The organism is Paenibacillus sp. FSL K6-1230 (assembly GCF_038002385.1).
Taxonomy (GTDB): domain Bacteria; phylum Bacillota; class Bacilli; order Paenibacillales; family Paenibacillaceae; genus Paenibacillus; species Paenibacillus massiliensis.
The window spans coordinates 2,795,081-2,819,288 of sequence record NZ_JBBOCK010000001.1 but is presented as its reverse complement, the minus strand read 5'-3'; the positions used below and the strand labels follow the sequence as shown (position 1 = coordinate 2,819,288).

The 24,208-nt window shown below is 47.7% G+C and carries 24 protein-coding genes, 1 pseudogene and 1 riboswitch; of the genes and pseudogenes, 13 read left to right on the top strand and 12 right to left on the bottom strand.

Annotation, left to right across the window (positions count from 1 at the left end; translation table 11 throughout):
* Window positions 1–55 precede the first annotated feature (55 nt).
* The 4 genes and pseudogenes from MKX74_RS12480 to MKX74_RS12465 form a co-directional block, all read right to left on the bottom strand.
* Entirely contained in the window at window positions 56–844 is a 789-nt protein-coding gene (locus tag MKX74_RS12480; RefSeq protein WP_341178580.1) for an aminoglycoside phosphotransferase family protein, read from the bottom strand.
* A gap of 162 nt (window positions 845–1,006) precedes the next feature.
* Complete coding sequence (locus MKX74_RS12475) at window positions 1,007–2,260, bottom strand: pectate lyase family protein (RefSeq protein ID WP_341178579.1); 1,254 nt, start codon at window positions 2,258–2,260, stop codon at window positions 1,007–1,009.
* 363 nt (window positions 2,261–2,623) lie between these two features.
* Complete coding sequence (locus MKX74_RS12470; RefSeq protein ID WP_341178578.1) at window positions 2,624–3,703, bottom strand: hypothetical protein; 1,080 nt, start codon at window positions 3,701–3,703, stop codon at window positions 2,624–2,626.
* Between the two features lie 238 nt (window positions 3,704–3,941).
* Window positions 3,942–4,094: pseudogene (locus MKX74_RS12465) on the bottom strand (hypothetical protein); the annotation flags it as partial.
* Between the two features lie 711 nt (window positions 4,095–4,805).
* Between MKX74_RS12465 and hflX the strand changes: the two are divergent.
* Complete coding sequence (gene hflX / locus MKX74_RS12460) at window positions 4,806–6,086, top strand: GTPase HflX (protein ID WP_341178576.1); 1,281 nt, start codon at window positions 4,806–4,808, stop codon at window positions 6,084–6,086.
* A gap of 127 nt (window positions 6,087–6,213) precedes the next feature.
* Here the strand turns inward: hflX and MKX74_RS12455 are convergent, their stop codons facing one another.
* The gene (locus tag MKX74_RS12455) at window positions 6,214–7,371 is read right to left on the bottom strand and encodes a glycosyl hydrolase family 88 (RefSeq protein ID WP_341178575.1); all 1,158 of its coding nucleotides are present in this window, start codon (window positions 7,369–7,371) and stop codon (window positions 6,214–6,216) included.
* A 247-nt stretch (window positions 7,372–7,618) separates the two neighbouring features.
* Between MKX74_RS12455 and MKX74_RS12450 the strand changes: the two genes are divergently transcribed.
* Window positions 7,619–8,506, top strand: a complete 888-nt coding sequence (locus MKX74_RS12450) for an AraC family transcriptional regulator (RefSeq protein WP_341178574.1) — start codon at window positions 7,619–7,621, stop codon at window positions 8,504–8,506.
* A gap of 132 nt (window positions 8,507–8,638) precedes the next feature.
* Window positions 8,639–9,430 (top strand): DUF7402 domain-containing protein, encoded by a 792-nt coding sequence (locus MKX74_RS12445; protein WP_025678341.1) that lies wholly within the window; start codon window positions 8,639–8,641, stop codon window positions 9,428–9,430.
* A gap of 415 nt (window positions 9,431–9,845) precedes the next feature.
* On the opposite strand, the gene MKX74_RS12440 is transcribed toward MKX74_RS12445, so the two are convergent.
* From MKX74_RS12440 to MKX74_RS12430, 3 genes are all read right to left on the bottom strand, one after another.
* Window positions 9,846–10,451, bottom strand: a complete 606-nt coding sequence (locus tag MKX74_RS12440; RefSeq protein ID WP_341178573.1) for a pentapeptide repeat-containing protein — start codon at window positions 10,449–10,451, stop codon at window positions 9,846–9,848.
* Window positions 10,452–10,469: 18 nt separating this feature from the next.
* Window positions 10,470–11,099 (bottom strand): pentapeptide repeat-containing protein, encoded by a 630-nt coding sequence (locus MKX74_RS12435; RefSeq protein WP_018882888.1) that lies wholly within the window; start codon window positions 11,097–11,099, stop codon window positions 10,470–10,472.
* Window positions 11,100–11,299: 200 nt separating this feature from the next.
* The gene (locus MKX74_RS12430) at window positions 11,300–12,289 is read right to left on the bottom strand and encodes an aldo/keto reductase (protein ID WP_341178572.1); all 990 of its coding nucleotides are present in this window, start codon (window positions 12,287–12,289) and stop codon (window positions 11,300–11,302) included.
* A 216-nt stretch (window positions 12,290–12,505) separates the two neighbouring features.
* Here MKX74_RS12430 and MKX74_RS12425 point away from each other — a divergent pair, with 216 nt between their 5' ends.
* Both MKX74_RS12425 and MKX74_RS12420 read left to right on the top strand, forming a co-directional pair.
* The gene (locus MKX74_RS12425) at window positions 12,506–13,420 is read left to right on the top strand and encodes an AraC family transcriptional regulator (RefSeq protein ID WP_341178571.1); all 915 of its coding nucleotides are present in this window, start codon (window positions 12,506–12,508) and stop codon (window positions 13,418–13,420) included.
* Window positions 13,401–13,970: a DUF4303 domain-containing protein gene (locus tag MKX74_RS12420; protein WP_018882891.1), complete on the top strand. Its 570-nt coding sequence runs from the start codon at window positions 13,401–13,403 to the stop codon at window positions 13,968–13,970. The genes MKX74_RS12425 and MKX74_RS12420 overlap by 20 nt, the downstream gene beginning before the upstream one ends.
* A 201-nt stretch (window positions 13,971–14,171) precedes the next feature.
* On the opposite strand, the gene hmpA is transcribed toward MKX74_RS12420, so the two are convergent.
* A complete protein-coding gene (hmpA, locus tag MKX74_RS12415; RefSeq protein WP_341178570.1) occupies window positions 14,172–15,389 on the bottom strand; it encodes an NO-inducible flavohemoprotein in 1,218 nt (405 codons plus the stop codon).
* A 210-nt stretch (window positions 15,390–15,599) separates the two neighbouring features.
* Here hmpA and MKX74_RS12410 point away from each other — a divergent pair, with 210 nt between their 5' ends.
* Together MKX74_RS12410 and MKX74_RS12405 are read left to right on the top strand one after the other, a co-directional pair.
* Window positions 15,600–15,824 carry a hypothetical protein gene (locus MKX74_RS12410; RefSeq protein ID WP_018882893.1) on the top strand — a complete coding sequence of 75 codons (225 nt, stop codon included), beginning with the start codon at window positions 15,600–15,602 and terminating at the stop codon, window positions 15,822–15,824.
* A gap of 228 nt (window positions 15,825–16,052) precedes the next feature.
* A complete protein-coding gene (locus MKX74_RS12405; protein WP_018882894.1) occupies window positions 16,053–16,439 on the top strand; it encodes a hypothetical protein in 387 nt (128 codons plus the stop codon).
* 271 nt (window positions 16,440–16,710) lie between these two features.
* On the opposite strand, the gene MKX74_RS12400 is transcribed toward MKX74_RS12405, so the two are convergent.
* Together MKX74_RS12400 and MKX74_RS12395 are read right to left on the bottom strand one after the other, a co-directional pair.
* Entirely contained in the window at window positions 16,711–17,025 is a 315-nt protein-coding gene (locus MKX74_RS12400; protein ID WP_341178569.1) for a DMT family transporter, read from the bottom strand.
* Between the two features lie 3 nt (window positions 17,026–17,028).
* A complete protein-coding gene (locus MKX74_RS12395; protein ID WP_341178568.1) occupies window positions 17,029–17,364 on the bottom strand; it encodes a DMT family transporter in 336 nt (111 codons plus the stop codon).
* A 115-nt stretch (window positions 17,365–17,479) separates the two neighbouring features.
* Window positions 17,480–17,579, bottom strand: a riboswitch (guanidine-I (ykkC/yxkD leader).
* Between the two features lie 201 nt (window positions 17,580–17,780).
* Between MKX74_RS12395 and MKX74_RS12390 the strand changes: the two genes are divergently transcribed.
* The 3 genes from MKX74_RS12390 (at window position 17,781) to MKX74_RS12380 (ending at window position 21,059) form a co-directional block, all read left to right on the top strand.
* Complete coding sequence (locus MKX74_RS12390) at window positions 17,781–18,455, top strand: response regulator transcription factor (RefSeq protein WP_018882897.1); 675 nt, start codon at window positions 17,781–17,783, stop codon at window positions 18,453–18,455.
* Complete coding sequence (locus tag MKX74_RS12385) at window positions 18,452–20,278, top strand: sensor histidine kinase (protein ID WP_018882898.1); 1,827 nt, start codon at window positions 18,452–18,454, stop codon at window positions 20,276–20,278. The genes MKX74_RS12390 and MKX74_RS12385 overlap by 4 nt, the downstream gene beginning before the upstream one ends.
* Before the next feature lie 106 nt (window positions 20,279–20,384).
* Entirely contained in the window at window positions 20,385–21,059 is a 675-nt protein-coding gene (locus MKX74_RS12380; protein ID WP_018882899.1) for a GDSL-type esterase/lipase family protein, read from the top strand.
* A gap of 55 nt (window positions 21,060–21,114) precedes the next feature.
* Here MKX74_RS12380 and MKX74_RS12375 read toward each other — a convergent pair whose 3' ends face one another.
* Window positions 21,115–21,300 carry a hypothetical protein gene (locus MKX74_RS12375; protein ID WP_341178567.1) on the bottom strand — a complete coding sequence of 62 codons (186 nt, stop codon included), beginning with the start codon at window positions 21,298–21,300 and terminating at the stop codon, window positions 21,115–21,117.
* A 9-nt stretch (window positions 21,301–21,309) separates the two neighbouring features.
* Here MKX74_RS12375 and MKX74_RS12370 point away from each other — a divergent pair, with 9 nt between their 5' ends.
* The 3 genes from MKX74_RS12370 to MKX74_RS12360 are packed head-to-tail and all read left to right on the top strand — an operon-like array spanning window position 21,310 to window position 24,143.
* On the top strand, window positions 21,310–22,497 hold the full coding sequence (locus MKX74_RS12370; RefSeq protein WP_341178566.1) for an MBOAT family O-acyltransferase: 1,188 nt from the start codon (window positions 21,310–21,312) through the stop codon (window positions 22,495–22,497).
* An 18-nt stretch (window positions 22,498–22,515) separates the two neighbouring features.
* A complete protein-coding gene (locus MKX74_RS12365) occupies window positions 22,516–23,673 on the top strand; it encodes a DHHW family protein (RefSeq protein WP_341178565.1) in 1,158 nt (385 codons plus the stop codon).
* The gene (locus MKX74_RS12360; RefSeq protein WP_018882902.1) at window positions 23,670–24,143 is read left to right on the top strand and encodes a DUF4358 domain-containing protein; all 474 of its coding nucleotides are present in this window, start codon (window positions 23,670–23,672) and stop codon (window positions 24,141–24,143) included. Before MKX74_RS12365 ends, MKX74_RS12360 begins: the two co-directional genes overlap by 4 nt.
* Window positions 24,144–24,208 lie beyond the last annotated feature (65 nt).

Genomic DNA, 24,208 nt, shown 5'->3' with positions numbered 1-24,208 from the left:
AAAAAAGCGGAATTCCCTTTTCACAGGAGATATCCGCTTTGCTGATCTTCTTTAATCAGTAGACTATGATACCCTTTGTTATCTGCTGCTCATTCTTGCGTAAGTACTCCATATCATTCAGATACACACTCAGATGTCCATCCTGAATATGAGACTGAAAATCCTCGTTCCCCTGTTTGGCTTCAGTTCGCATGAATTGGGTTAGGGCTTCAAGCCGTTCTATAAGTATGCGGACAAATGACTCCTTACCCTCCAGGCCAATTCCATAAGTATCAAGGAACAGTCGGGCTTTTCGGATATGCTCGTCCAAGTCACCTTGAGTATCTGGATGCATGGGAGCGTTAAATGGTACCCAGCGATAGACCGCATAGGCGACATCCCACATTCTTGGTCCGGGATGCAGCGTATCAAAATCTATCATCTCCGCCGCCTGATTCGAGATAATTGTAACATTATAAGGAGCAAAATCCCCATGACACATGACCTCTACCGGGCTTACCTTCTCCAGCATCCAGTGCTCCTGCCCTGTCAGATTAGCAAGATACCTCTCACTGTATTGATGAAAGGTCCGTAATAGGCTTGCTGCCGATACAAGCATGGAGTCTGTCAGCAAGTGCTCAGGCAATGGATAGTTGAACACTTCGCCAGGCATATAGGAGACCTGCTCCTGCTTCAATTCATTCATGCCATAAGGCATGGGAACAAATTCAGCTCCTTCAGCACGAACAAAACGCAAAAAGGAATGAACATCATTAGTCCAGGCCTGAGCTGGCCGCACGACTAACCTGCCGATCTTTTGAATTTTACCACTTCGTCCCCCAATTAATTGCTCGTGATTCTCCAAGTACAAGCACACCTCACTTCTTAATTTGAAACAAAATATTCTTAGCTCATTGCCACGATGGCATCATCCACAATGATTCTACCAGAAGTTGCAATGCTAATTCAGCTTATAGTGGTATCTTCCAGATGGTTGTCCAGTCGGACAGGCATGAGATTACCCCAATTACTCCAATTCTCTGGAAAATTGATATAGCCATTCATCCATGCCTTGTTCAGGCACATGTAATGTACGGTAAGTGGGATTCGTATCCGGGTATCCTCCTACATCTTCCTGGCTATCGATCAGTTTTCCTCGACCTGCAAGCACGTCAGAGATAATTCGCTGATCGGTAGCATCTCGATCCTTTGGTCTTGCTCCAGCATGCGTGGTAACCTCCTTCAAGACTACTGAAGCAGGGACAGCTTTCAGCCCTTGAATCCACACAGGAGGATTGCTGAGTTCTACGATCCCGCCAAATGTCAGCGGAACAGGCTTGTCTTTCTGATCATAAGCAAGATTATCCTGTAGATAGGTTGAGCCGCTCTTACTGTTCGTACCTACTAGTCCCAATCCTTGCACCGTGTCTGCACCGTGCCGCAAATAATTCCCAACAATACTGACCCTTGGTCCTTCCGGTGTAATGCCTGTATTGGCCCATTCCTTCTCCACATAGCCGAGACGGATGGCCCATTTTCCCGGATTATAGATCACATTGTTCACAATGACGCCCGTCGCGAATCCCTTGAACCACGGATTACGCTCCATATTATGGGCGTACAGATTGCCGATTACAGCCACATCCTGAACATAATCATGAACAAGTGTACCCATAGAATGAGATCCCTTCTCGTGTACTGAATGATTCAAGCCTTCAGCGATAATATTGTTGCTTAGTGTTACTCTGTGTGTAGTCGCTTCAGGACCATTCGTTCGTGGACCGGAGAAAGACATGTTCTCATCCACACCCCAGGAGAAGGAGCAGTGATCAATAACAATGTTATACGCAGAGGCACCATAAGTGGATACATCCGGCTCAAAGCCTGAACCCGGTGCACTCTCAGCATCGCCCATACGGAATCGGACATGCTGCATTAGCACATCATGTGTACGGATCTGCATACCTCCTCGTATGAGTGTGATGCCTGGCGAAGGGGCCGTCTGACCTGCAATAGTTACATAAGGCTCTCTTAGATCCAATCTCTCCTTCTCCAAATCAATGATCCCACCGACTTCAAATACGATAATACGCGGCCCTTTAGCCGCCAAGGCCTCACGAAATGAACCTGGTCCATCGTTGTTCAGATTCGTAACTTTGATCACTTTCCCACCCCGGCCTGCTGGCGTATCCGTCCCAAATCCCACTGCCCCTGGAAATGCGGATTCAGCTCCAGCTTGTCCTGCTCCTGCTGCCATGATCCAAGACCACAGCAACAGCATACATATGCTTACTTTTGCGATGCACTGCATTCTGCTACTTACTTTCATAAGTACATTCCCCTTTATTTTCAATTTTATGATAACGATTACAACTATAATATAACTTTTTTTGAGAAAAACTCCATCTATTTCAACACAGTAAATACTTAATCTTATTTCTAATCCGTTCTTATTGGGATACTTGCCGGGTACCTTACTTTTGCTAAGAATAAAATACGTCTCCTAGCAACAAAAAAACACCTCCAAGAGCATCTCCATGTCTCACGACATGGCAGCATGCTCTCGAAGGTTTAGATTAGGGAATTCATTTACTGGAAACAGTTAAGAATATATTGCAAAAGGCTCGGGAACGATGACTTCTGACTAGCTATCCTGCCTACTTAGATTATTTTCATCATTCTTGTTTGAATTCGCATAAGGTAGATCTATCCGTTCTGGTTCCCCACCAGCAACCGGCATCGCGTATAGTTCTTTGTGGCCCCAAATAATAGCTGAATAGTCACCTACCATAAAATAGATCTGATCACCAACAGACACTGGTCTGGTGACATGTTCATCGAGATGGGTCAATTGCTTCTCCTTGCCGGCGGCCTCGTCGTATACATATAGTGCCTTGATTAATCTAGCATTTGAGTCATTTGACTCCCAAGAAGTGAAGTAGAGCTTTGTCTCGTCGGAATTCCATACAGCTTCAGTCAGTTCATCTCGTCTGGCGAAAGAGACAGCCGCACCGCTCCCGCTCCCACTATGAAGAGGAAATTTACTAATCTGTTGTTTATACTGTTCATTAAATCCATAGGGTTGCTGAGTAGAGACATTAGTATCTGACAAATAGTAGGAGCGTCCATCTGCTGCTAGCTGTAATGAATTCATAGTAGGGCTCTGTAATTGAGAATGACGTGTAGCCAACTTCGCACCCTGATTCCACTCATATACATCAAATCCAACGAGTCCCTTGTCTTGATCTAACCGTGGTGATTTGAGCAATTCCCCTTGCAGGAAATAAATGGACTTCCCATCTGGTGCAAAATCAATCTCAGTTATCATGTGCTTGACTTGAAGCGAGCTAATGAGCTTGTTATTTCTTACATCCATGACCCGAATTGTGCTAGTTGGCTCGGAGTTCAGTGAGACTAGACGCGTAATCCCGGAATTGTATCTGGTAGATTCAAGAAAGGCTACATAGGTACCATCCGCCGAGAAGTCAACATCTAGAATGTAACTGTTAGAAGTGTATATTGTGGATGCTTCCGTTAGTGTGGATGGGTTATAGAGCATTAGCAGGTTCTGGTTGGCAAAACTAGTCGTACTGGTTGCACTGACAACATACGCAATCTCCCCAGAGCCCGATACATCAAATACCTCTGTCAGGATAGGCTCAGTCACAATAGATGACGATGCGTTCACTACAGGGACCTCTGCACGAATAGATGTGGTTGGCATGATACCAATCGTCATAAGAATAGTTAATAGAAGAATGAATCGTAATTTGAATATAGATATACAAACGTGCATGGCTATCTCCCTTGGTATGTTTTTCCTCAGTATACATCTTCAACCTCAGTTTGTCTCTACAGCACAGAATGTACACTGGATCAAACAAAAATAATTCGTTCGTCTTTTGTGCTGGACAATACGTGGATGAATTCATATCGCATAGGAACAGCTCCTTTGTGATGAATTAGGTCTTCAGCTGCGCCAGCATGCCTTCTCTTATCCGATCCGTAGCCTCTACCATGTTGCGCAAAGACTCTCTTGTCTCAGGTAATCCGCGTGTCTTCAGTCCACAATCCGGGTTGATCCAGAACAGCTTAGGGTCCAGTACCCGAAAAATAGCTTGGATATAACCGCTGCAACTGTCAAAATACCATGAATCCAAGCTGATCAAGTATACCTTCAAAGGAGACGTTCAGTAGCATTTCATACTAGTTCCTCATCTCTTCATTAATCCCATTGACTAGGTGCCGTAACCCATGCTATATTTGGTATACTTTTACATGAACGGAGGGTTAGGTGTGATACATTTTATCCGGATTCGCACTTTGCGTGGCTAATTTAGAACTTGCCCCAAGGATCTGCCCGTAGGCAGAGGAATCAGGATAGGTCTGTCCACTTACCCATTCTGCAGGGTTGCTAGCTTCCTTGTATATGACTTGAGGAACTGCGTCTCCCCTGCTAATGACGAGTCATAGCCTTCATCTAACGCTTCACGTCCAGGAATTCATTTGGTCCACGGATGATTATGCTTGCAATTCTAGTAAGCTGACTCCCCCGTATATCCACTTCTGGACTAGGCTTAGAATCTAAGGCTTATACAAAATAAGTAGCTGCTGGTTGTACAGTCACCATCTGGTGACCAACCTCCTTTGGCTATGCTACTCGTCTTCTAGGAATGTGACGGTATGGGTTCACTCCATCAACCAACTGATCTCCTTTTGCTTATGCACACAGGCAGCCTTGCCTGTGTTTTTTTGTGCTTCTTGGGGGCGAATGCTCTGCATTAGTTGTACTACCCGAATGGACAATAAGAAAGGATGATTCATATATGAAAGAAAAGCGTAACAAAGTATTACTCGTAGGTGTTCAATTACAGCGGCAGACGGATTTTGAGTATGGCATGGAGGAGCTCGCTAATCTGGCGACAGCCTGCGATCTACAGCCCGTAGGAGAACTGACGCAGAAGGCTGAACGCCTTCACTCATCTTATTACATTGGCCGCGGCAAGCTTCAGGAGCTGCAAGCCATGCTGGAGGCACATGACTCGCCGGCTGTTATCTTCAACGATGAGCTCTCCCCCTCGCAGATTCGCAATCTGGAGGCTGTCCTCGACTGTCGGATTATCGACCGCACGATGCTGATCCTGGAGATCTTCGCTGAGCGTGCCCAGACACGTGAGGCTCAGTTACAGGTCGAGGTGGCTCGACTGCAATATATGCTGCCGAGACTCGTAGGCAGTCGTGAGAGCCTGGGACGCCAAGGGGGCGGGGCTGGATTGAAGAATCGCGGCTCTGGTGAGACTCGACTGGAGCTGGATCGCCGCCGTATTGAGGAGCGAATCACGATGCTTGAGGCAGAGCTCACGAAGCTGGCTGCAAGGCGTCAGCAGCTGCGTAAGCAACGCCGCAAGAATGAGGTGCCTGTCGTTTCGCTTGTAGGCTATACCAACGCAGGCAAGTCCTCGCTGCTGAACACGATGCTGGAACGATATCATCCCGGTCAAGGCAAGCAAGTCTTCGCACATGATATGCTATTTGCCACATTGGAGACCAAGTCCCGCAGCATTCGTCTGCAGGGTAATCGCTCAATCGTACTGACGGATACCGTCGGCTTCGTCAGCAGGCTGCCGCATCATCTGGTCAAGGCTTTCCGTTCTACCCTTGAGGAGGTTGCCGAGTCGGATCTGCTGCTGCACGTCGTTGACTCCTCTCACCCAGAACAGGAAGCCCAGATTCAAGTAACACGTCAGACCCTGCGTGAATTGGGCGCAGATCAGGTTGAGGAGTTGATCGTCTATAACAAAGCAGATCTAACCCATGAATCTTATCCTCGGATTGAGGGGGGTGCCATCTACCTGTCTGCACGTCAGGCCATAGGAATTGATGAATTATCGAGCATCCTGACCAAGCGCTTATTCCACGATGAAGTGCAGCTGGAGATCCTGGTTCCGTATGATAAGGGCCATATCGTCTCCTACTTCAAGAGCTATGCTGAGGTCACCTCGATGTCTCACGAGGAAGAAGGTACCCGGATGAGCTTACAATGCAGCCCGGCAGATATGGAGCGATACAAGGATGAGATTTTGATCTATGATCTTCCCTCTCAGTAGGATACAGCTACCGTATCTGCAAGTGACTGAGAAAATCACATAGGAACATCTAACGCACTACAGGGGATGCCCGGACCAGTATTGGTGAGGCATCCCCTTTTTTGAGCTATAGCATCACTAAGCTCTCTTACCAGAAATACAGATCCTGACCCTTCAGCTTCAGTATCGCTTCCATAAAGTAATAGTCACCGTAGATGATTGATTGATGATGCTCCTTGTTGTGATAGGATGCGGAGCCGTTCTTGAGAAAGCAATCGTTATCCATGCTCCAGTCCGTACGCTTCCCATCTAGTGCTTGAAGTAATCTCAATGCCGCTCCAAGGTACAGATCCTTTTCATAGGGTCCGACTACCTTGGAGATTTCGATTAACCCGCATGCTGCAATAGCGGCAGCCGTAGAATCCTCGTAGGCTGGTTCCTTGGGCTGTCTGAAATCAACCGGGATGATGCCGTCTGCTGGAATATTAGCTATAAAATAATGAGCAATGCGCTTGGCGGTATGCAGATACTCTTCCTTGCCTGTGTGCCTGTAGCTCATCATGAAGCCATACAATCCCCAAGTCTGCCCCCGTGTCCAGGCTGAGCCGTCCTCATATCCCTGCCCACCATAGGTTTTGACCACGCCACCCACGAAAGGATCGAACTCCACAATATGATGGACAGAGCCGTCGGGTCGGACGAAGCTGCTCATCACAGTGTCTGCATGCTTCATGGCGATGTGCTTGAAACGAGGATCTCCAGTCTCTGCGCTGGCCCAGTACAGGAGTGGAATATTGAACATACAGTCGATAATTGCCCAACCGCGGGTATCTTCATTCGGAAGATCGTTCCACGCACGGATGAATTCCCCGATTGGATTGTAGCGTCCAGCGAGGAGATTGGCGGCATGAAGTGCCCTTTTACGTGAATTGGGGTTGCCTGTTAATTGATAGTTTGCCACACTGGTCGGCAGCCACATGAACCCTACATCATGATGCAGCCCGTAGAATTGCTCAAAGCACGAATCAAGCTTATCCTCCAAAAGGTTGGCATACTCCTTGTACTTCTCCTCACCAGTAACGTGATACATCTGCCACAGCATACCGCCCCAGAAGCCGTTCGTCCACCAGCTGATGCCATTGTCGGCTGTACCGCTGGGATTCCAGGTGCCCCGATCATCATGCTCGCCCTGAATCGTGGTATATGGAATTTTATCTTTGGATTTGTCACTTACCCAATCCATTTTGTCTGTCATTCTTTGCAGCACATCCTGCAGCCATTCCGTAGATTGATCCAATGTCAGCATAGAGCACAGCCCCACCTTCGTTCATATATTTTTACGTCCAACTGCGGTAGCCCTACATCCATATGAGCGTATAGGACTATAACAAAACGTTAAAAGTCCGCTGGACTCGATTAGCGACCTCAGTATAGCACGCTAGAATCTTGAAAAGTGTGGATTTATGCAACAGAAATAACGGTTCATTTCACTTGTGATAACGCTATCATCAGTGCTACACTAAAAGCAAATTCTAGTGGAAGTGGGCTACAGTATGTCTCTTGGGTTTGAATCAGTAGCATTTCACGGCGCACCCATCGTATGGACGGATCGCCATGTGACACGAACTCCAAACATTAGCTTCTATCATTGGCATCAATGCTGTGAGCTGTTGATTGTCTACAACGGTGACGGCATCGTCGTCATGAATAATCAGACCTATCAGATTAGAAAGGGTATGCTCTTTGTATTTCAGCCCTTCGAGATTCATAAGGTATATGCCAAAATAACAGACGATTGCGCATATGAGAGAGCTGTCATTCATCTGAATCATCCTTATATTGAACAATATCTGCATGATTTTCCGCGGCGACGTGAGTTGTTTGACCGCCTATGCTACGCCAGTGACATCGAACGTGCATTGGATCTGGGGGAGGAACTGGAGCAATTCGCGCAATGTATGACAGATTACGAGCAACTGGCTCATACAGATCGGGGTGCCTCTCAGGAGGAGATTACTGTCTTCATGCTGAGGCTACTGACGGCAATGGAAAAGCTGATCCCCATATCAGAGGCCAAGCCCTCTCTGGGTCGGCGCCCAGAAGAGTATTCGGAGATTATTATGAACTGGATTGAGACGCATTACATGGAATCAGATATATTGAACAAACTCGCACATGAGCTGCACTTGACAAGGTCCTATGTATCCCGTCTGTTCAAAAAGGAGACCGGTAGCAACCTGAGTGAGTATCTAGCAGCCAAGCGAATTAAGGTGGCAGCCCACCTGCTGGAGACGACCTCGCAGCCGGTAGAAGCGATTGCCAATCAGATCGGGTTTCAGAATGTGTCGCACTTCATAGCCTGCTTCAAGCGAACCTATCGTCTGACTCCTCTGAAGTTCAGAATGAAGACCAAGGAAAGCAAACTACCCCACTTTAACTGAACAATAAAACGTGATTTTTGTGATACAGAGCGGGACTTTTCGAGACAGTGGCATGCTATATTGGAAGCGATTTATTAAATTCCGGCCTGATCCATAGCAGAATAAATAGGTTGGTAACTTATGAGGTGTACTATGACGAAGCTAACGATTGAAGTACAAAATGCGGAAGGAAATATCCTTGCAGAGCACACGGATTCCGAGAAGACACATCTGGTGTATGCCCAAGCTTATCAGCCCGGCGATTCTATTGTGCTGAGAAGCTCCGCGGCCCACTCCTATTTGTATATCCAGCTGGACGATGCCATGAGCGAGACCTTTGTGTATTGTAGCGGACAGGAGTATCGTCTTCTGATTCCTTTCGCAGAGAAGAAAACATCCTATTCACCAAAATCCTTCTCCGGTGAGCTTCATCTGCTTACAGCACGAGTGGCGACCGCTGAAGAAATCGCAGCCTATAAGAATCTAGCTAGAAACGATTATGATCATCATACCAACAGCACCTTGTTCCCACATGCTTCAGCCAACGTAGAGACCCGCGGTGAGGCTGTGTTCGCTGCTCGCAATGCGATCAACGGCAACACCGTAACGTACTCGCACGGCGAGTGGCCGTTTGAGTCCTGGGGGATTAACCAGCAAGCAGATGCAGAATTCACCCTTGATTTTGGTCGTAGCGTAAAGATTGACAAGATCGTATTATTCCTTCGTGCTGATTTCCCTCATGATAATTATTGGGAGAAAGTCACCTTGACCTTCTCCGACGGAAGTGTCCTGACACCGAGTCTGATCAAGTCGGGCAAAGCACAGTCCATCACGTTCGAGCCGAAGACTGTGGAGTGGGTCAAGCTGGGCGAGCTGATTAAATCCGATGATCCTGCCCTCTTCCCTGCGCTCACGCAGTTCGAAGCTTATGGATATGAGGTCTAACCAGAGTCAGATTGTCGATGTGGTAGGATGTACGTAGTCACTTTGGGAGAACACTCCGCGCACAGAGCATTGTGCCAATCGTGTTTAAACAGAATGATCCTATTATCTATAAAAAAAATAAAATAGAGCAGCGATTCTTCATTAGAGAATGCTGCTCTATTGGCTTTTACCGATTGGACCAAACTACAACCTAGCAAATTAATTAGATAGCAGACTATTACCTTGACTGGAATACGATTTCTGGTTTGAATGATCTGCAGAGAGCGTGGTTAGCGGAAAGCGGGGAAGCCCTAGAGAAACGAAGTGGCCACCTTTAAGCTTGTTGTTCATCCGTTTGTCAACTTCGTTCAAAAGAACAGCAAGCTTAACAGTGGCCGACAGGGCTCCCCGCTTGCAGCGGCTCAACCAAGGAGCATCAACCGATTTTGGCCCCAAGGGCGGTAGCCAACAGCGCGGCTTGCTCCCGATCCATTCGCACACCTTTAACAGAGAATGCCGTGAAATCCACCCCGCTCATATTAGCTCCTCTGAGATCCGCCCCCTGCAGGTTGGCCTGTGCCAGGACAGCCTTCGTGAGCTCACAGTCTCTCAGATCGGCCTTTTCCAGATTGCTCGCGGATAGATCAGCTTCATCAAAACGTACTCCTCGTAAATCTTGCTTAGCCAGCCGTGCGTACCTCAAGTTCGTATAAGACCAGTCTCCGAGCAGAATCGTAATCCCATCCACATTCGCACCCGAGAAATCCGAGCCTGTCATCTTGCAATTATCGAATTTACTTACGAAGAGATTCGCTTCAATAAAGCTGCAATTCTCAAAGGCTGATTCAGTATGTATAGAGCCGTTCAATGACGCACCACGGAAGCTGCATTCGATAAAGCGACAGTTGGTTGTCACGATCTCCTCCAGTGATCCCGCAGCAAAATTACAGCGCTTGAAGGTACAGCTGATTAACTCCCCATCTCTTAGCTGCTGACTGCTGAAATCCACATCATCATAGACCTGATTCACATGCTGGTACATTCGCGCCCACTCCCCTTTCTATTTAATTGTCATACCTAACAGGCCCACAAAAGTAGACGCCTGATATGGAGAAATGATACAGCCCTTCAAATCCTCAATCTCAACCATTAACTCATCAAAGCTGCAATCACTAAGGTCAATCTGGTTCAGCTTGGTCCCGCTCAGCACTGCATGGTTCAGATGACATTGTCTGAGTTCAATATCCTTCGTGGTCAGATCAGCCAGATTCGCATGTACGAGTGAGGTCTCATCGAACATCACTCGCTTCAACGTAGAGAAGCGGAGATACGCATAATCCCCCACGCACGACTCAAATCGAACATGCTGCAAGCGGCTGCTGCCAAAATCCGTCCCCATCCATTTACAATTCCGTAAATACGTACGGTGCATGAAGGCGTGTGATAGATTTACGTTTGAGAAATCACAGTTTTCAAAAATCACATCTGTAAACTCAAAGTGTTCCAAAGTAGATTCACAAATGGTCACGTCTCTGAACAGCACCTTATCGAAGGAGGTCTTGACGGCCTCCTGCTGCTCAAGGGTGACATGCTCAATGATCAGATTGTGATATTCGACTCTGGACTCCAGCACTTGCAGTTCTGCAAGCTCAAGCTGGTCAATCTGAATTTTAGGAATATCGATATTCATATTTCCACGCCCCCATCATGTCTAGCTCTATTCATTATAGAACAAGCGTTCCTGACGATCAATCCAAGTCCTTATGATTAATTAGCCTCCACACAAACAACATAGGGATAGACGACCAATACCATGTAGACAAAAACAGCAGACCTCAAAGCTATTACAGCTCTGAGGTTCGCGAGTGCTGGACTATTCATCTATCCGATTTATTTAGGAGCGATAGCTCCCACAACCGGGTGCGGTACATACGGCTCTTCCAGATAGGTGACTTCTTCCGGTGTCAGTGTTACATCAAGTGCAGCTACGGCATCCTCCAGCTGAGAGTCTTTTGTAGCACCGACGATCGGGGCCGAGACAGGTTGCTTTTGCAGCAGCCAGGCCAGGGCAATATGTGAACGCGGTACACCGTGTTTCTCCGCAATCTCCGCTACACGCTCCACAATAACACGATCCGTATCTGCAGTCGCATCGTATTTGGATTTCTGAATCTGGTCTGTCTCGGACCGATGCGTTGTAACTTCCCAGTCGCGGGTCAATCTGCCAGATGCCAGTGGACTGTAAGGGATCACACCAATTTGCTCCTCTCTACAGAGTGGAAGCATCTCTCTCTCCTCTTCCCTGTACAACAGGTTGAGGTGATTCTGCATGGAGACGAATCTTGTCCAGCCATGACGCTCAGCCACATACAGAGCCTTCTGGAATTGCCATGCATACATAGCCGATGCTCCGATGTAGCGGACTTTTCCAGCTTTGACGAGATCATGTAAAGCCTCCATCGTCTCTTCAATAGGAGTGGTGTAATCCCAACGATGAATTTGATACAAATCCACATAATCCGTCCCCAGACGCTTCAAGCTTTTGTCGATCTCACTCATAATTGCTTTGCGGGAAAGCCCGCCACCGTTAGGCCCTTCATGCATCCGTCCATGCACCTTCGTAGCGATGACGAGCTCATCCCGTTGGCCATAATCCTTGAGGGCACGGCCCAGCACCTCTTCACTAGCTCCTAGGGAGTAGACATTCGCAGTATCGAAAAAGTTAATGCCCATGTCCAATGCTTTTTTAATGACAGGACGACTATGCTCCTCATCCAGCACCCATGGGTGAATCCAGCGTGAAGGGTCGCCAAAGCCCATACATCCCAGGCAAATCCGAGAGACATCCAGACCTGTATTGCCAAGCTTTACGTATTCCATTACATGCACACTCCCTTGTATCATTGTGGTCAAAAATATAATTACTGCTCTTCAACATCTAACAATTGCTCACTGCTATGATCTAATTATGCCGAATTTCATGAGGAGACTGTTATCTTGATTGTATTAATTCCTTGCCTAATCCTCTCACAACTATTCATATAGCGTTCCCGATTCGATTATAATAGAGCTGATTAACGATCACAGGAGGTCATCATGACGAATGAATTGCATCAGCAGCAAGCTGAGCTCGCCGAGCTGATGGAGCGACATTGTCATAGGGAAGGTAGTCAGGAGACAGCCGTTCCCTCCTTATACTTCGTCCGTTATTCCTCCATGACGGAGCCGGACTACGGTGTATATAAGCCATGCTTCTGTGTCATTGCCAATGGCTCGAAGCAGGTCTTGCTGGCACAGGAGCGATTTGTGTATAATCCTGCGGATTATCTGATTGCGTCGCTGAACCTGCCTGTCGTGGGACAAGTCATTAACGCCTCGCCCGACGCCCCCTACTTGAGCTTCAAGCTGGAATTTACGCATCATCAGATTATGGACACGTTGACGGAAGCGGATATTCAGCTAAGCTCCAAGGAAGAATCGAAGCGTGCTTTATTTGTAGGGCAGATCGAAGCTGAATTGCTGGATGCCACACTGAGACTCGCCCGGTTGCTGGACAGTCCCAAGGATATTCCGTTCCTGGCCCCCATGATTACGAGAGAAATTCTGTATCGGCTGCTACAGGGACCGCATGGTGCCCGTCTTGCCCAGATTGCTCTGGAAGGAAGCAGTACCTATCGTATCAGAAATGCAATCGAGCAAATCACCCAGCACTATGATGAGCCACTGCGGGTAGACGAGCTTGCACAGATTGCCAACATGAGTGTATCTACGTTTCACCGTAATTTCAAAGAGGTGACCGCCATGAGCCCGCTTCAATTTATGAAGGAGCTACGACTTCAGGAAGCGCGTCGTCTGCTCATGTCCGAATCGGCTGGTGCAGCAGATGTCGCTTTTCGAGTAGGCTATGAAAGTCCCTCCCAATTCAGTCGTGAGTACGCCCGCATGTTCGGGGCACCACCTATTGCGGATATGAAGCGACTGAAGGAGCAATATGAGCCAGCCCAGTTATAAGAAAGGTGTTGTGAATCGTATGAGCGATTTTTTAACCGAGTTTGAGGACAGATTTAGAGCAGGATTCATAGACGATCTTAAGAAAACGCTGGAAGAAGTGAAGGATGAGAAGGTTTACGCCTGTGCATTCGGGACAGACAGCGATTTTGTCACCTTGTTCCTGGCTGTGAATACGGAAGAATCGCTTGCCAGACACCTAGCGAGCATGAAGGCTCAGGACCTTTGCGATTCCGAGGAGGATGTGAGCTATTACAGATGGGGAATCAGTGAATACCAATATGGTGATGCAGCACATTTTAACCATATCAGCAGATTCTTGAATGCTACCGAGAATGTCTCGGACTACAGAGATGAAATGGTCAAAATCATAGCCAAGGTAGTTCTAGAGACGGATGATGCACTTCTTACACAATATGGACAATCCAAAGAAGATATTATCTTTTTCATGTCGATGACGGATGATGACCAGGCTGAGGAATTGGAAAATCAATCTGCAGCTCAGATGACCAATCCCCAATTGGTGAGTTCTTTCTTGCAGCGCTATTCATAAGGAAATATGGAAAAAGATAGAGGTGCCGTATTCGTTGTTAAAAACCGAGGTCCCACCAACCAATAATTGGCTCGCGGGACCCTCTGTCAAGCTTATTGGAATATCGTAATAAGAAGATGCATGATGGGCAAGTGTAATAAGCAACTATATCTGACAGCTGAAAAATCTTAAAATACGGGTGTTCGCACCCACAGATGATAGTTATTGCAGATCCGCAGCAGGACCGAAGAATTCAAAGTGAATATCCTGATCAGGCACCCCACATGCCCGCAATGCCTGATACACCGTCTTCATGAACGGGACTGGGCCGCAGAAATAGAAAGCCGCCTCTTGATCCGGTATAACGCCTCGCAGCCAATCCAGATCGATATAACCTTCCTTGTAATATCGACTAGCCGAGCGATCCTCCTCCGATGGAGCAGCATATACCCAGTGTGCCTGATAATTTGCATGGGCAAGTGTCAACTCCTCAACAGCCTCGCGCATGGCATGATATTGACTATTCTTGGCTGCATGGATGAAGGTCACTGCTCGCGATGGAGATCGTTCAGACAACGTATTTAGCATACTCATCATCGGAGTCAGCCCTACTCCTCCACTAATCAAGACTACAGGTCGACTGTCCTGCTCATCCAATACGAACTCCCCAGCTGGCGCTGATAGCTCCAGTACATCTCCTTCAGCTACCTGCTCATGCAGATACGTCGATATTTTTCCTGCCGGTCGTTCCTCGTAGGCATCCTCCCTCTTCACTGATATTCTGTAATAAGGTCTTCCGGGTGCATCCGACAGGCTGTATTGGCGAATATGGGTATACGTATCATCTGGGATGTTCATTTTGACGCTAATATATTGCCCTGGCTGGAAGGAAGGGAGTGCACCACCATCCGCAGGTACCAGATAGAAGGAAGTAATCACTTCACTTTCCCGTACTTTGCGCTCCACACGGAAGGACCGGAATCCGGACCAGCCTCCCTTCTTCGCTTCAGCTTCTTGATATAGTTCAGCCTCCACACTAATGAAGACATTGGCAATTACACCATAGGCCTCTGCCCAAGCCTGCAGGATCTCCTCTGTTGCCTGTTCGCCGAGTACTTCGGCAATAGCCGCGAGCAAATGCTCGCCTACAATCGGGTAATGCTCGGGCAAAATGCCCAAACTGCGATGCTTGTGAGCAATTTGTCTGACGACAGGCAGGATGGCCTCCAATTGATCGATATGCTTGGCCGCAGCATAGACTGCATTAGCCAAAGCTGCTTGCTGACGCCCCTGCTTTTGGTTGGCGTGATTGAAAATATTCAGCAGCTCAGGATGAGCCGCGAACATGCGTTTATAAAAGGTAGAAGTAATCTGTGTACCGTAGACCTCCATGACAGGAACAGTAGATTTAATCGTAGCAATCGTTTGCTGAGTTAGCATCCTTTCGCATCCTTTCGCTCTTGGTTGTAACCAAGTATAGAAAAGCCTAGACGCCTGTTTTGTGATCGAGATCACTCTAAAATGGTCTATAATGTGACATTTGTCACACAGATAGATTGTGGTGCCTCAGTACCCATTCATATTCTTCGCTCTTGGAAGCAAGTGATAGAGATGCTATGATAGGATTCGGAAAGGAGTGTGTTATACACGATGGAGACATTAAGATATACATTTACTTATGAGGTCATCTCGACTGGAGAGGCTTCTGAATTCAGCCAAATGGCGACCAGCAAGGAAGAGGCTGCTGAGCTCATCCTTCCGCGCATTGCCGATCTGGAATTCACAGACGAAAGCGATATTCGACTGGGGAATCTTACTGCGATCAGCAAGCAAGTGGGAGATAATTATGTAGCCTGTGAAGGCTGCGCCTCCTAAGGCAAGACTAGCGCGAATCACGAATTGATCTTATGCGCTTAGCTTGAACTATGTGTATATAAGCTCCGTTATGCCCGTCTCTCTTCACATGAGAGGCGTTGGCGTAGCGGAGCTTTTTGCTTATTCCCGTGGTACATGAGAAATTACGTTGAACATGCATAATTCATTTCCTGATAAAGCCATACTAGGTCCGGTGAACCCAATACACATCTACAACGGAGGTAAGTCATGAATTCGAACATGTCATCCCAACAAATTTCACAGCTCGTACAGCAGTTGACACAACAGACACAACAAGCTTCCATGCAATATGAGCAATTGCTGCGTCAGGAGCAAAGCAATGCTGCCCAGTTGGAGCAGCTTGCACAACGTGAGCATCAGGCTGCACAGACGATTCAGCATGCGCTTCAAGGACATCAGGTCGCGATTCAACAATTGCAACAAATCTCCTCGATCGCTCAGCAGCTGTCCAACTCGGTATCCCAGGCTCAAGCTTACTCCAATCAGCAGCATCAATATGCAGCGATTCAGAACAACCAAGGCATGAACAGTGGCCTGCACAGCTATTCCAACAATAACAGCGGAATGGGCTCCTCCTATATGGGACGCCATTAATACTCAGCACTTGCCCTAGCGATACCTAGGTATCGCTAAGGTGAATTAGGAGAGGGAAGCTATGTTTGCTTCCTTCTCCTTTTCCCCTGTTGTCATCTGCTTGCTGTCATCAGCTGTGTGTGTTCATTAAGCAGCACAACAAGCTTAGCCGTCGTCGACAGGGCTACCCATTTACAGTGGCTCTATACTCACATTGATCTGGGTAAGTTACTTCAGTTACTGGTCAAGGGTACAAGTAAATTTATTTTACAAGCACCTGCTCCTATTCAAGCTAGCTCACCCACTTTAGCCCCACAGCCGAACCAAGTACCATCACTATACATAGAATTCTTAGGATGTTGCGCGGCTCGCCATAGAAGATCATCCCCAGAATCGCACCGCCAGCGGCTCCAATTCCCGTCCACACTGCATAGGCGATCCCCATAGGCAGCGTGCCCATAGCCATAGTAAGGAACAAGAAGCTCAGTCCAAAGCCTGCCACCAGCAAAATCAATGAAAGCGCATTACAGTCTCGATGAAGCTTATTAATCATCAGTACACCTAGCATTTCAAATATACCTGCAAGAATAAGAAACAACCAGTTCATGGTTTAGTGCACCTCCTTCTGCGTGGACTTGCTTAGCATTTTAAGCCCAATGACACCTAGTAAGAGGACACCGATCAGTACTAGCTTGCCAGCCTGTACCGGATATCCGAATAGAATAATCTCGGCCAAGACCGTCCCGGCTGTACCCAGGCCTACGAATACAGCGTATACAGTCCCTACCGGAAGTGAGCGAGCGGCTGCAATCATGAGCGAGAAGCTGATGATGATGGCAATCAGTGTAAGGCCCCATTCCAGTATACCGGTAGCATGCTTCAGGCCGATGACCCAGCCCACCTCAAATAATGCAGCAATAATGACAGACAACCAGGTTTTGTTCATGATAAATCGCCTCCTAGATATCGATATATTGAACAATGTCATAGAGGGCTATGCAGCAAGAAGACGCCGCAGACAACAAAAAAAGCCCAGGAGTTAACTGCTGCTTAAGCAGTTCATCTCCCAGGCTTTTATCCCTCCGTGGCACAGCGCGATGCTGTGAGTTTTCTCTCGGACCAGTCCGACGCGAGCGCCGCGGAACCCTAGAAAACATTCATCATTCAATTGTCCTTTGAATTATACACAATTCTAGCCGATATTCAACCCCTCATGGACTAGCTTTTTACTCAGCCCTTTCATGGGCGATTCAAATCGATCCGTTCATTGGGTCCTTCCCTCTACTCTTTCTCTAGTTAAATTGAGGCATCCTCTTAAACATGGTAACATCGTGCTTATAGAACCTAACCGAGGGGGACGACATGTCGAGAACGATCTTGATCGTGGAAGATCAGCAAATACTACGTGAAATTATGAAGGAGTATTTGTTGGATGAAGGATACCAAGTGTTAGAGGCCAGCGATGGAAGCCAGGCCTTGGAGCTGTTTCAAGACCATAAAATTGATTTGATTATTCTGGACATTATGCTACCAGAAATTGACGGGTGGTCTGTCTGTCGGCGGATTCGCAAGACATCGAACGTCCCGATATTGATGTTGACTTCCCGATCAGACGAGGACGACACACTTCTAGGATTTGAGCTGGGTGCGGACGATTACGTCGTCAAGCCCTGCAGCCCACCCATCCTGCTGGCTCGGTCGAAGCGGCTACTTGAAAGCCGGCAACACCGTGATGCGGGGGATATGCTATCTGGCGGGATGATCATGCTCCATCTCCCCTCCCGAACTGTCACGCTAGATGGACAACCATGTAGCCTGACACATACGGAATTCGAAATATTAGCCTGTCTATTGAAGAACAAAGGCATCATTATCACAAGAGAGCAACTCATCACGAATATCTGGGGCTACGATTATGCCGGTGACGATCGTACGCTCAGCAGTCATATTCGAAATCTGCGTTCCAAATTGGGCGAGCACGCGACAAGGATCGTCACTGTTGTTCGCTCAGGCTACAAATTCGAGGAGCAGCCATGAGAAAAAGCATCGTCTTTAAGCTGTTTCTGCTGACGATTGGCTTGTGCACACTTATTATCGCTGGCCTCTTTATAGGCCAAACTGTATTTTTCAAACAATTTTATGTGCATCAAAAGGTCGAGAGTGTCCAAAATGCGCTCCAGACAGCTTCCGAAGAAGATTGGACAAACACACAGGATGTTCTAACCGAATTTAGGAACGAGCAACAATTTTATCAAAAGTATAACACCTGGATCACCAGACTAGACAACGATGGCAACCTGAAATATACGGACAACTTCGAAGCAGAGGTACGCTTGGAGAACTCCGCGAATACTCCTGCCCTATCCGGCAAGATGCTCAACATTCCCTTGTATACGGTGATGAATGTGGAAGATCTCAGGGACGACAATCCACTTCGGCCTGATTTCCTCGTCACACCAGGGGTACGTATCGCCATCGAAGGCCTCCTGATTAATGACCAATTCTTTCCGCAGCGTATCGGTCAAAGAGCCACTGATTTGCGAGGAGAAGCCCGGTTAGAAAACGGACCATTCGTCCGTAAGGAATACGATGTCGTCGCAAGATTCAAGAGTCCCACCGAATATCATGATCGTTACCCCAGCGTTCTAATATACGGTACCGTTATGCAAGTTCAGACACCCGAGGGTGCCGAAGAATCACGATATACGAACCATTTATTTCTGGAACGGATAAAGGCTTTTCAGTCTGATCTGCTCTACGGAGATTTCAGCGACAATAGCGATACCGTCATCGATTACGAGGAAAACAACGTCCCATACAAAATATTCGTGAAGCGCTTGCCAGATCTTGCAGGAAACGTCGAGTTCCTGTTTGCCATGACCTCGCTTCAACCCGTGAACGAGGCTACGGGAGTGATGCGTGATTATTACGGCTACATTGCGTTAGGAGCTCTGCTGCTCGTCGTATCAGCCTCCTTTTATTATGCCCGTCACATTGCCCGTCCGTTGCTCCGCATGAACGCCGCGACACAACGAATGGCCAACCTGGACTTTTCCGAACGAATTCCGGTAACAACCGACGACGAGATCGGCAGCTTGTCCAATAGCATCAATGAGCTTTCGAGCTTGCTGCATGTCCATATTATCCGACTTGAGCAGGATATTGAGCAAGAAAGGCGGCTGGAGCAGACGCGAAAAGAGTTCATCGCTGGCGTATCTCACGAATTGAAGACCCCGCTCAGCGTTATCGAGAGCTGCCTGTATATTCTAGAAGACAAGCCTGAAAGCCGGAAACGCGAGTATTACTTTGCTGCCATGAAAGCCGAAGTGAAGAAGATGGATTTGCTGATCGCGGATATGCTGGAGCTTGCAAAATACGAGTCCGGTACTTATAAAATGGAGATGGCCCCATTCCGTATCGATACTGTGCTGGAGCGCGTGTGTGAGAAGCTGGCCCCAAGTATCGATGACAAACAGCTGCAGCTGCATACCCACTTCGTCCCTGCCGAAGTCGTCGCGAATCCGCTGCGGATCGAGCAAGTCGTCGTGAATTTCCTCACGAACGCAATCCGTTATACACCGGAAGGCGAGAATATCTACTTTTCGATAGCGAAAAAAAGTGAAACCGTCAAAATATGCATTGAAAATAAAGGTACCCACATTCCGAAAGATCAGATAGAAAAAATATGGGATCGCTTTTATCGCGGCGAACGCTCCCGTCATCGTTCAACCGGCGGCACTGGACTGGGGCTTGCGATATCCAAGCAAATCTTAGATCTACATGGAGTGCGCTATGGTGCGGTTAATACCGAGGACGGTGTACTGTTCTATTTTGAATTGAATAGGAAGATGGAAGCGTAGAACTTCACGTTCTGCGTTTTTTTTATTTGATCTGCACTCCGTCTGCATATGATCTTTATTTCTATCACGTAATATTCTCTTTAAGTAAAAGAAAGGGGAATAAACGATGAAATATAAAAGGTTGTCCATGCTGCTGATCGGGTTGGGAGTCTTAGTGCTTGTAGCGTGCGGAAATCAAAGTGGGAATAGAGATGATCTCGCTCCCACGTCTTCGGAACCCGTGGCAACGTCGCAGTCACCGTCGTACAAAGAGTTGTATCAGGCAAGTGTGTTTCTGGGAGATTCGATTACGGAAGGCTTGGCATATCACGACGTATTAGATGAAGGGAACGTGCTGGCTGGTGCTGGCAAGACGGCTGAATTCACGCTGATGGAAGATGATGTCGACAGGCTGGTCGAACGAAAGCCCGAACGCGTCTTCATACAGTTAGGCTCAGACGATATTCTGTGGCCGACAGACGATCCTATGGAATACTCTCTCTCACATTATGCTAAGTTGATAGACAACATCAAAGCAAGGCTTCCGAAGGCGAAGATTACGCTATTGTCTGTCACCCCTGTGAACGCTGACGCTGAGAAGAAGGAGCCACGCTACGGAAATATTCAAGAATACAATGCTGGTCTTGAAACGCTCGCCGATCAAAAACAGGTTGAATATGTCGATTTAACTTCCCTCGTTACTGAGCATGCAGATCTGTACGACACGGATGGTATTCATTTCCAAGCGGCGTTCTACCCAATCCTGCTTGATTACTTGGCAACCGTTCGGAATGACCGATGAGCCTCTACAATAACTTTGGAGGTAACGATCATTGGTATTCAGCAGCCTAATTTTTCTATTTCAATTTTTGCCCGCCGCTCTGCTCGCTTATTACGTCTCGCCCACCAAGCTGCGGAATGTCGTTCTGTTCACCGCTAGCCTCGTCTTCTACGCCTGGGGTGAACCACTCTATATCTTGCTGATGCTTTTCTCCACCTTCTTCGATTATGCCAACGGTCTCCTGATCGATAAGTTCAGGCACCGGAAGGTGATGGCAAAATCGATCTTCATCGGCTCTCTCTTTGGCAATTTGGCTATTCTTTGCTTCTATAAATATGCTGGTTTCTTTGCGGAAACTCTGAACCAACTGATCCACCTTCAACTACAGGTTGCCGATTTGCCACTGCCAATAGGCATTTCCTTCTACACATTTCAAACCATGTCGTATGTGTTGGACGTCTACTTTGGTAAGACAACGGTGCAGCGAAACATCATTGCTTTCGGCACCTATGTAACGATGTTTCCGCAACTCGTAGCCGGCCCGATCATCAAATACGGAGACGTTTCCCGGCAACTGACCTCGCGTAGCATGACACTTAACCGTTTCGGGAAAGGTGCGGAATTGTTCATTCGAGGTTTGGCCAAGAAAGTGCTGCTCGCCAATAATCTGTGGATGCTGTGGACAAGCGTGAAAACAGCTCCCACAGCGGACGTGACTGTGTTGTCTGCCTGGCTCGGCATCATCGCGTTCACATTCCAGATTTACTTCGATTTCAGCGGCTATTCGGACATGGCACGGGGGCTGGCCAAGATGCTCGGCTTCGAGTTCAAGCTGAATTTTAATTATCCTTACACCTCCAGAAGTGTAACGGAGTTCTGGCGACGATGGCATATTTCGCTAGGGACTTGGTTCAGAGAATATGTGTATTTTCCGCTTGGGGGCAACCGGACGGGCTTCAGCAAACAGCTTCGAAATTTGCTGATCGTCTGGTTCCTCACCGGCTTGTGGCATGGGGCCAGTTGGAATTTTGTCATCTGGGGCTTATATTTCGGGGTGCTCGTGACGATGGAAAAGATGTTTCTTTTGAAATGGCTTCAATATTGGCCTCGTCCAGCAACCCATCTCTACTTGCTTCTGGCCGTCATTATAGGTTGGGTGTGGTTCGAATTCGACCATTTGACTTCTGCTATAACGTTTATTGAAACCATGCTCGCCTTCTCCGCCAATGGCTGGGTAGACGATCAAGCACTGTACGACTTGTCAACGTATGGCATCTTACTTGTACTGTCGGTGTTGTGTGCTACGCCGCTTCCGCGCAAATGGCTCCTGCGCTTTAAGCGCAAATGGCACTTGGGAGGTGCATTAGTCAATACAGCTCTATATTTCGCCATGTTGCTGCTGTCGACAGCTTATCTTGTTGCCGAGACATATAATCCCTTCTTATATTTTCGGTTTTGACAGGGAGAGATAACAGTTATGAGACGCATTACGAAACGCATTACGAAACAGAAGTTCCTTACTGGCTTGCTGCTGTTATCATATATCGGCATGATGGCTCTAGCTAATGGTGTAACGCCCGACAGGGACTTCTCAGATTCAGAAAATCGTGTGTTGGGGCAGCGTCCTGGCTTTTCGCTGCATTCGTTCCTAAACGGACAATTCATTTCAGATTATGAGCGGTATACGTCAGATCAATTCGTCTTCCGGGACGCCTGGATCCGTATGAAGACTGATGTGGACCGTGCCTTGGGCAAGCGGGAAAGTAACGGAGTCTTCCTGGGCAAGGACGGTTATCTCTTCAAGCAATACACTTCACCGTCAGCAGCGGACTTGGAGAACAGAGCCCAGGCGATTCAGATGCTCGACCAAGCCACGCCCGGTCTTAACAAGTATGTGATGCTCGCGCCAACCGCAGTCGCGCTGCTTTCGGTCAAATTGCCAGCTCACGCTCCTGTTGGTGACGAACGAGCTGATCTGGAGCGAATTCGCCAGTTGCTGCCGCAAGATATTCGCTTTGTCGATATTTATCCAGCGCTGTATGCCCAGCGAGAACAACCGATTTTTTATAGAACCGATCATCACTGGACAACTGAAGGTGCTTATTATGCCTATCGCGAGCTTGGCAGTCAGATGGGGATCGTTCCGCAAAGCACAGATGCATTCGACATTCACCAAGCGTCAGACGAGTTCTACGGCACTCTTTATTCGACAAGCGGATTTCGCCATCTGCAGCCTGACCGAATTCATCTTTATTTGCCGAAAAAGAAGAGCAGCATTAAGGTATCATATGTGAACGAGGGCCTTGTGTCGGATTCTATGTACGAGCTGGACCACCTTCGCAAGAAGGACAAGTACGCTATTTTTCTAAACGGCAATCATGCCCTGATTCGAATTGTGACGGACAATCCTACAGACAAAAAGCTGCTGGTGATCAAGGATTCGTATGCCAATAGCCTGGTTCCCTTCTTAACAGAACACTTTGGCGAGATCGACATCGTCGATCTTCGGTATTACGACGAATCCGTGCTGAGGCTCGTGCATGAACGCCAATACCAAGACATGCTGATACTGTACAATGTCACTACCTTTTTCGAAGATCCGTCCATTCTGAACTTAATGGAGGAAATACCATGAAGAACCAAAGGTTAGTTGTGCTTGCTATTGCTATCGCGTTCGGGATCTTGACTGGATGTTCCGGTCGTTCTGGGGTTCACGAATCATTAACGGCAGCCAAACTAGGCGAAGGCATAATGCAAGCGGTAAATTTAAATGAGATGCAACGAGGAGATAGCGAGAAGCTGCGAAGGATATATCATATCGAGGTAAGCGATGTGGATGATTTCGTCCTATATACTGCTGTATCAAACGTAAAGGCCGACGAACTTGCCATCATCAAGGTCAAGGATGCCAGTGAGATCGAAGCCGTTATGGATCAAATACGGCAGAGGGTCGAGGCGCAGACAGTCAAATTCAAAGACTATCGCCCTGAAGAGTATGCTCTGATCGAAAAACATGTGCTGAAATCGAAGGCCCCGTTCATTTTGTTCGCGGTTTCGGAGGACATTGGACGCATAGAACGCGCATTTGACGACGCCTTGAGGTAAATTACATGAAAGCTGCAAGCCAGGTTCGATCGAATCCGGCTTGCACTTGTGCGACACGCCCCACC

What these genes read in the sequence shown, in the direction of transcription:
- MKX74_RS12475 (WP_341178579.1), bottom strand. Translation starts at nt 2,260, where the DNA reads ATGCTGTTGCTGTGGTCTTGGATCATGGCAGCAGGAGCAGGACAAGCT.
- MKX74_RS12470 (WP_341178578.1), bottom strand. Translation starts at nt 3,703, where the DNA reads ATGCCAACCACATCTATTCGTGCAGAGGTCCCTGTAGTGAACGCATCG.
- hflX (WP_341178576.1), top strand. Translation starts at nt 4,806, where the DNA reads ATGAAAGAAAAGCGTAACAAAGTATTACTCGTAGGTGTTCAATTACAG.
- MKX74_RS12455 (WP_341178575.1), bottom strand. Translation starts at nt 7,371, where the DNA reads ATGCTGACATTGGATCAATCTACGGAATGGCTGCAGGATGTGCTGCAA.
- MKX74_RS12450 (WP_341178574.1), top strand. Translation starts at nt 7,619, where the DNA reads ATGTCTCTTGGGTTTGAATCAGTAGCATTTCACGGCGCACCCATCGTA.
- MKX74_RS12445 (WP_025678341.1), top strand. Translation starts at nt 8,639, where the DNA reads ATGACGAAGCTAACGATTGAAGTACAAAATGCGGAAGGAAATATCCTT.
- MKX74_RS12440 (WP_341178573.1), bottom strand. Translation starts at nt 10,451, where the DNA reads ATGTACCAGCATGTGAATCAGGTCTATGATGATGTGGATTTCAGCAGT.
- MKX74_RS12435 (WP_018882888.1), bottom strand. Translation starts at nt 11,099, where the DNA reads ATGAATATCGATATTCCTAAAATTCAGATTGACCAGCTTGAGCTTGCA.
- MKX74_RS12430 (WP_341178572.1), bottom strand. Translation starts at nt 12,289, where the DNA reads ATGGAATACGTAAAGCTTGGCAATACAGGTCTGGATGTCTCTCGGATT.
- MKX74_RS12425 (WP_341178571.1), top strand. Translation starts at nt 12,506, where the DNA reads ATGACGAATGAATTGCATCAGCAGCAAGCTGAGCTCGCCGAGCTGATG.
- MKX74_RS12420 (WP_018882891.1), top strand. Translation starts at nt 13,401, where the DNA reads ATGAGCCAGCCCAGTTATAAGAAAGGTGTTGTGAATCGTATGAGCGAT.
- hmpA (WP_341178570.1), bottom strand. Translation starts at nt 15,389, where the DNA reads ATGCTAACTCAGCAAACGATTGCTACGATTAAATCTACTGTTCCTGTC.
- MKX74_RS12410 (WP_018882893.1), top strand. Translation starts at nt 15,600, where the DNA reads ATGGAGACATTAAGATATACATTTACTTATGAGGTCATCTCGACTGGA.
- MKX74_RS12405 (WP_018882894.1), top strand. Translation starts at nt 16,053, where the DNA reads ATGAATTCGAACATGTCATCCCAACAAATTTCACAGCTCGTACAGCAG.
- MKX74_RS12400 (WP_341178569.1), bottom strand. Translation starts at nt 17,025, where the DNA reads ATGAACTGGTTGTTTCTTATTCTTGCAGGTATATTTGAAATGCTAGGT.
- MKX74_RS12395 (WP_341178568.1), bottom strand. Translation starts at nt 17,364, where the DNA reads ATGAACAAAACCTGGTTGTCTGTCATTATTGCTGCATTATTTGAGGTG.
- MKX74_RS12390 (WP_018882897.1), top strand. Translation starts at nt 17,781, where the DNA reads ATGTCGAGAACGATCTTGATCGTGGAAGATCAGCAAATACTACGTGAA.
- MKX74_RS12385 (WP_018882898.1), top strand. Translation starts at nt 18,452, where the DNA reads ATGAGAAAAAGCATCGTCTTTAAGCTGTTTCTGCTGACGATTGGCTTG.
- MKX74_RS12380 (WP_018882899.1), top strand. Translation starts at nt 20,385, where the DNA reads ATGAAATATAAAAGGTTGTCCATGCTGCTGATCGGGTTGGGAGTCTTA.
- MKX74_RS12370 (WP_341178566.1), top strand. Translation starts at nt 21,310, where the DNA reads ATGGCAAAATCGATCTTCATCGGCTCTCTCTTTGGCAATTTGGCTATT.
- MKX74_RS12365 (WP_341178565.1), top strand. Translation starts at nt 22,516, where the DNA reads ATGAGACGCATTACGAAACGCATTACGAAACAGAAGTTCCTTACTGGC.
- MKX74_RS12360 (WP_018882902.1), top strand. Translation starts at nt 23,670, where the DNA reads ATGAAGAACCAAAGGTTAGTTGTGCTTGCTATTGCTATCGCGTTCGGG.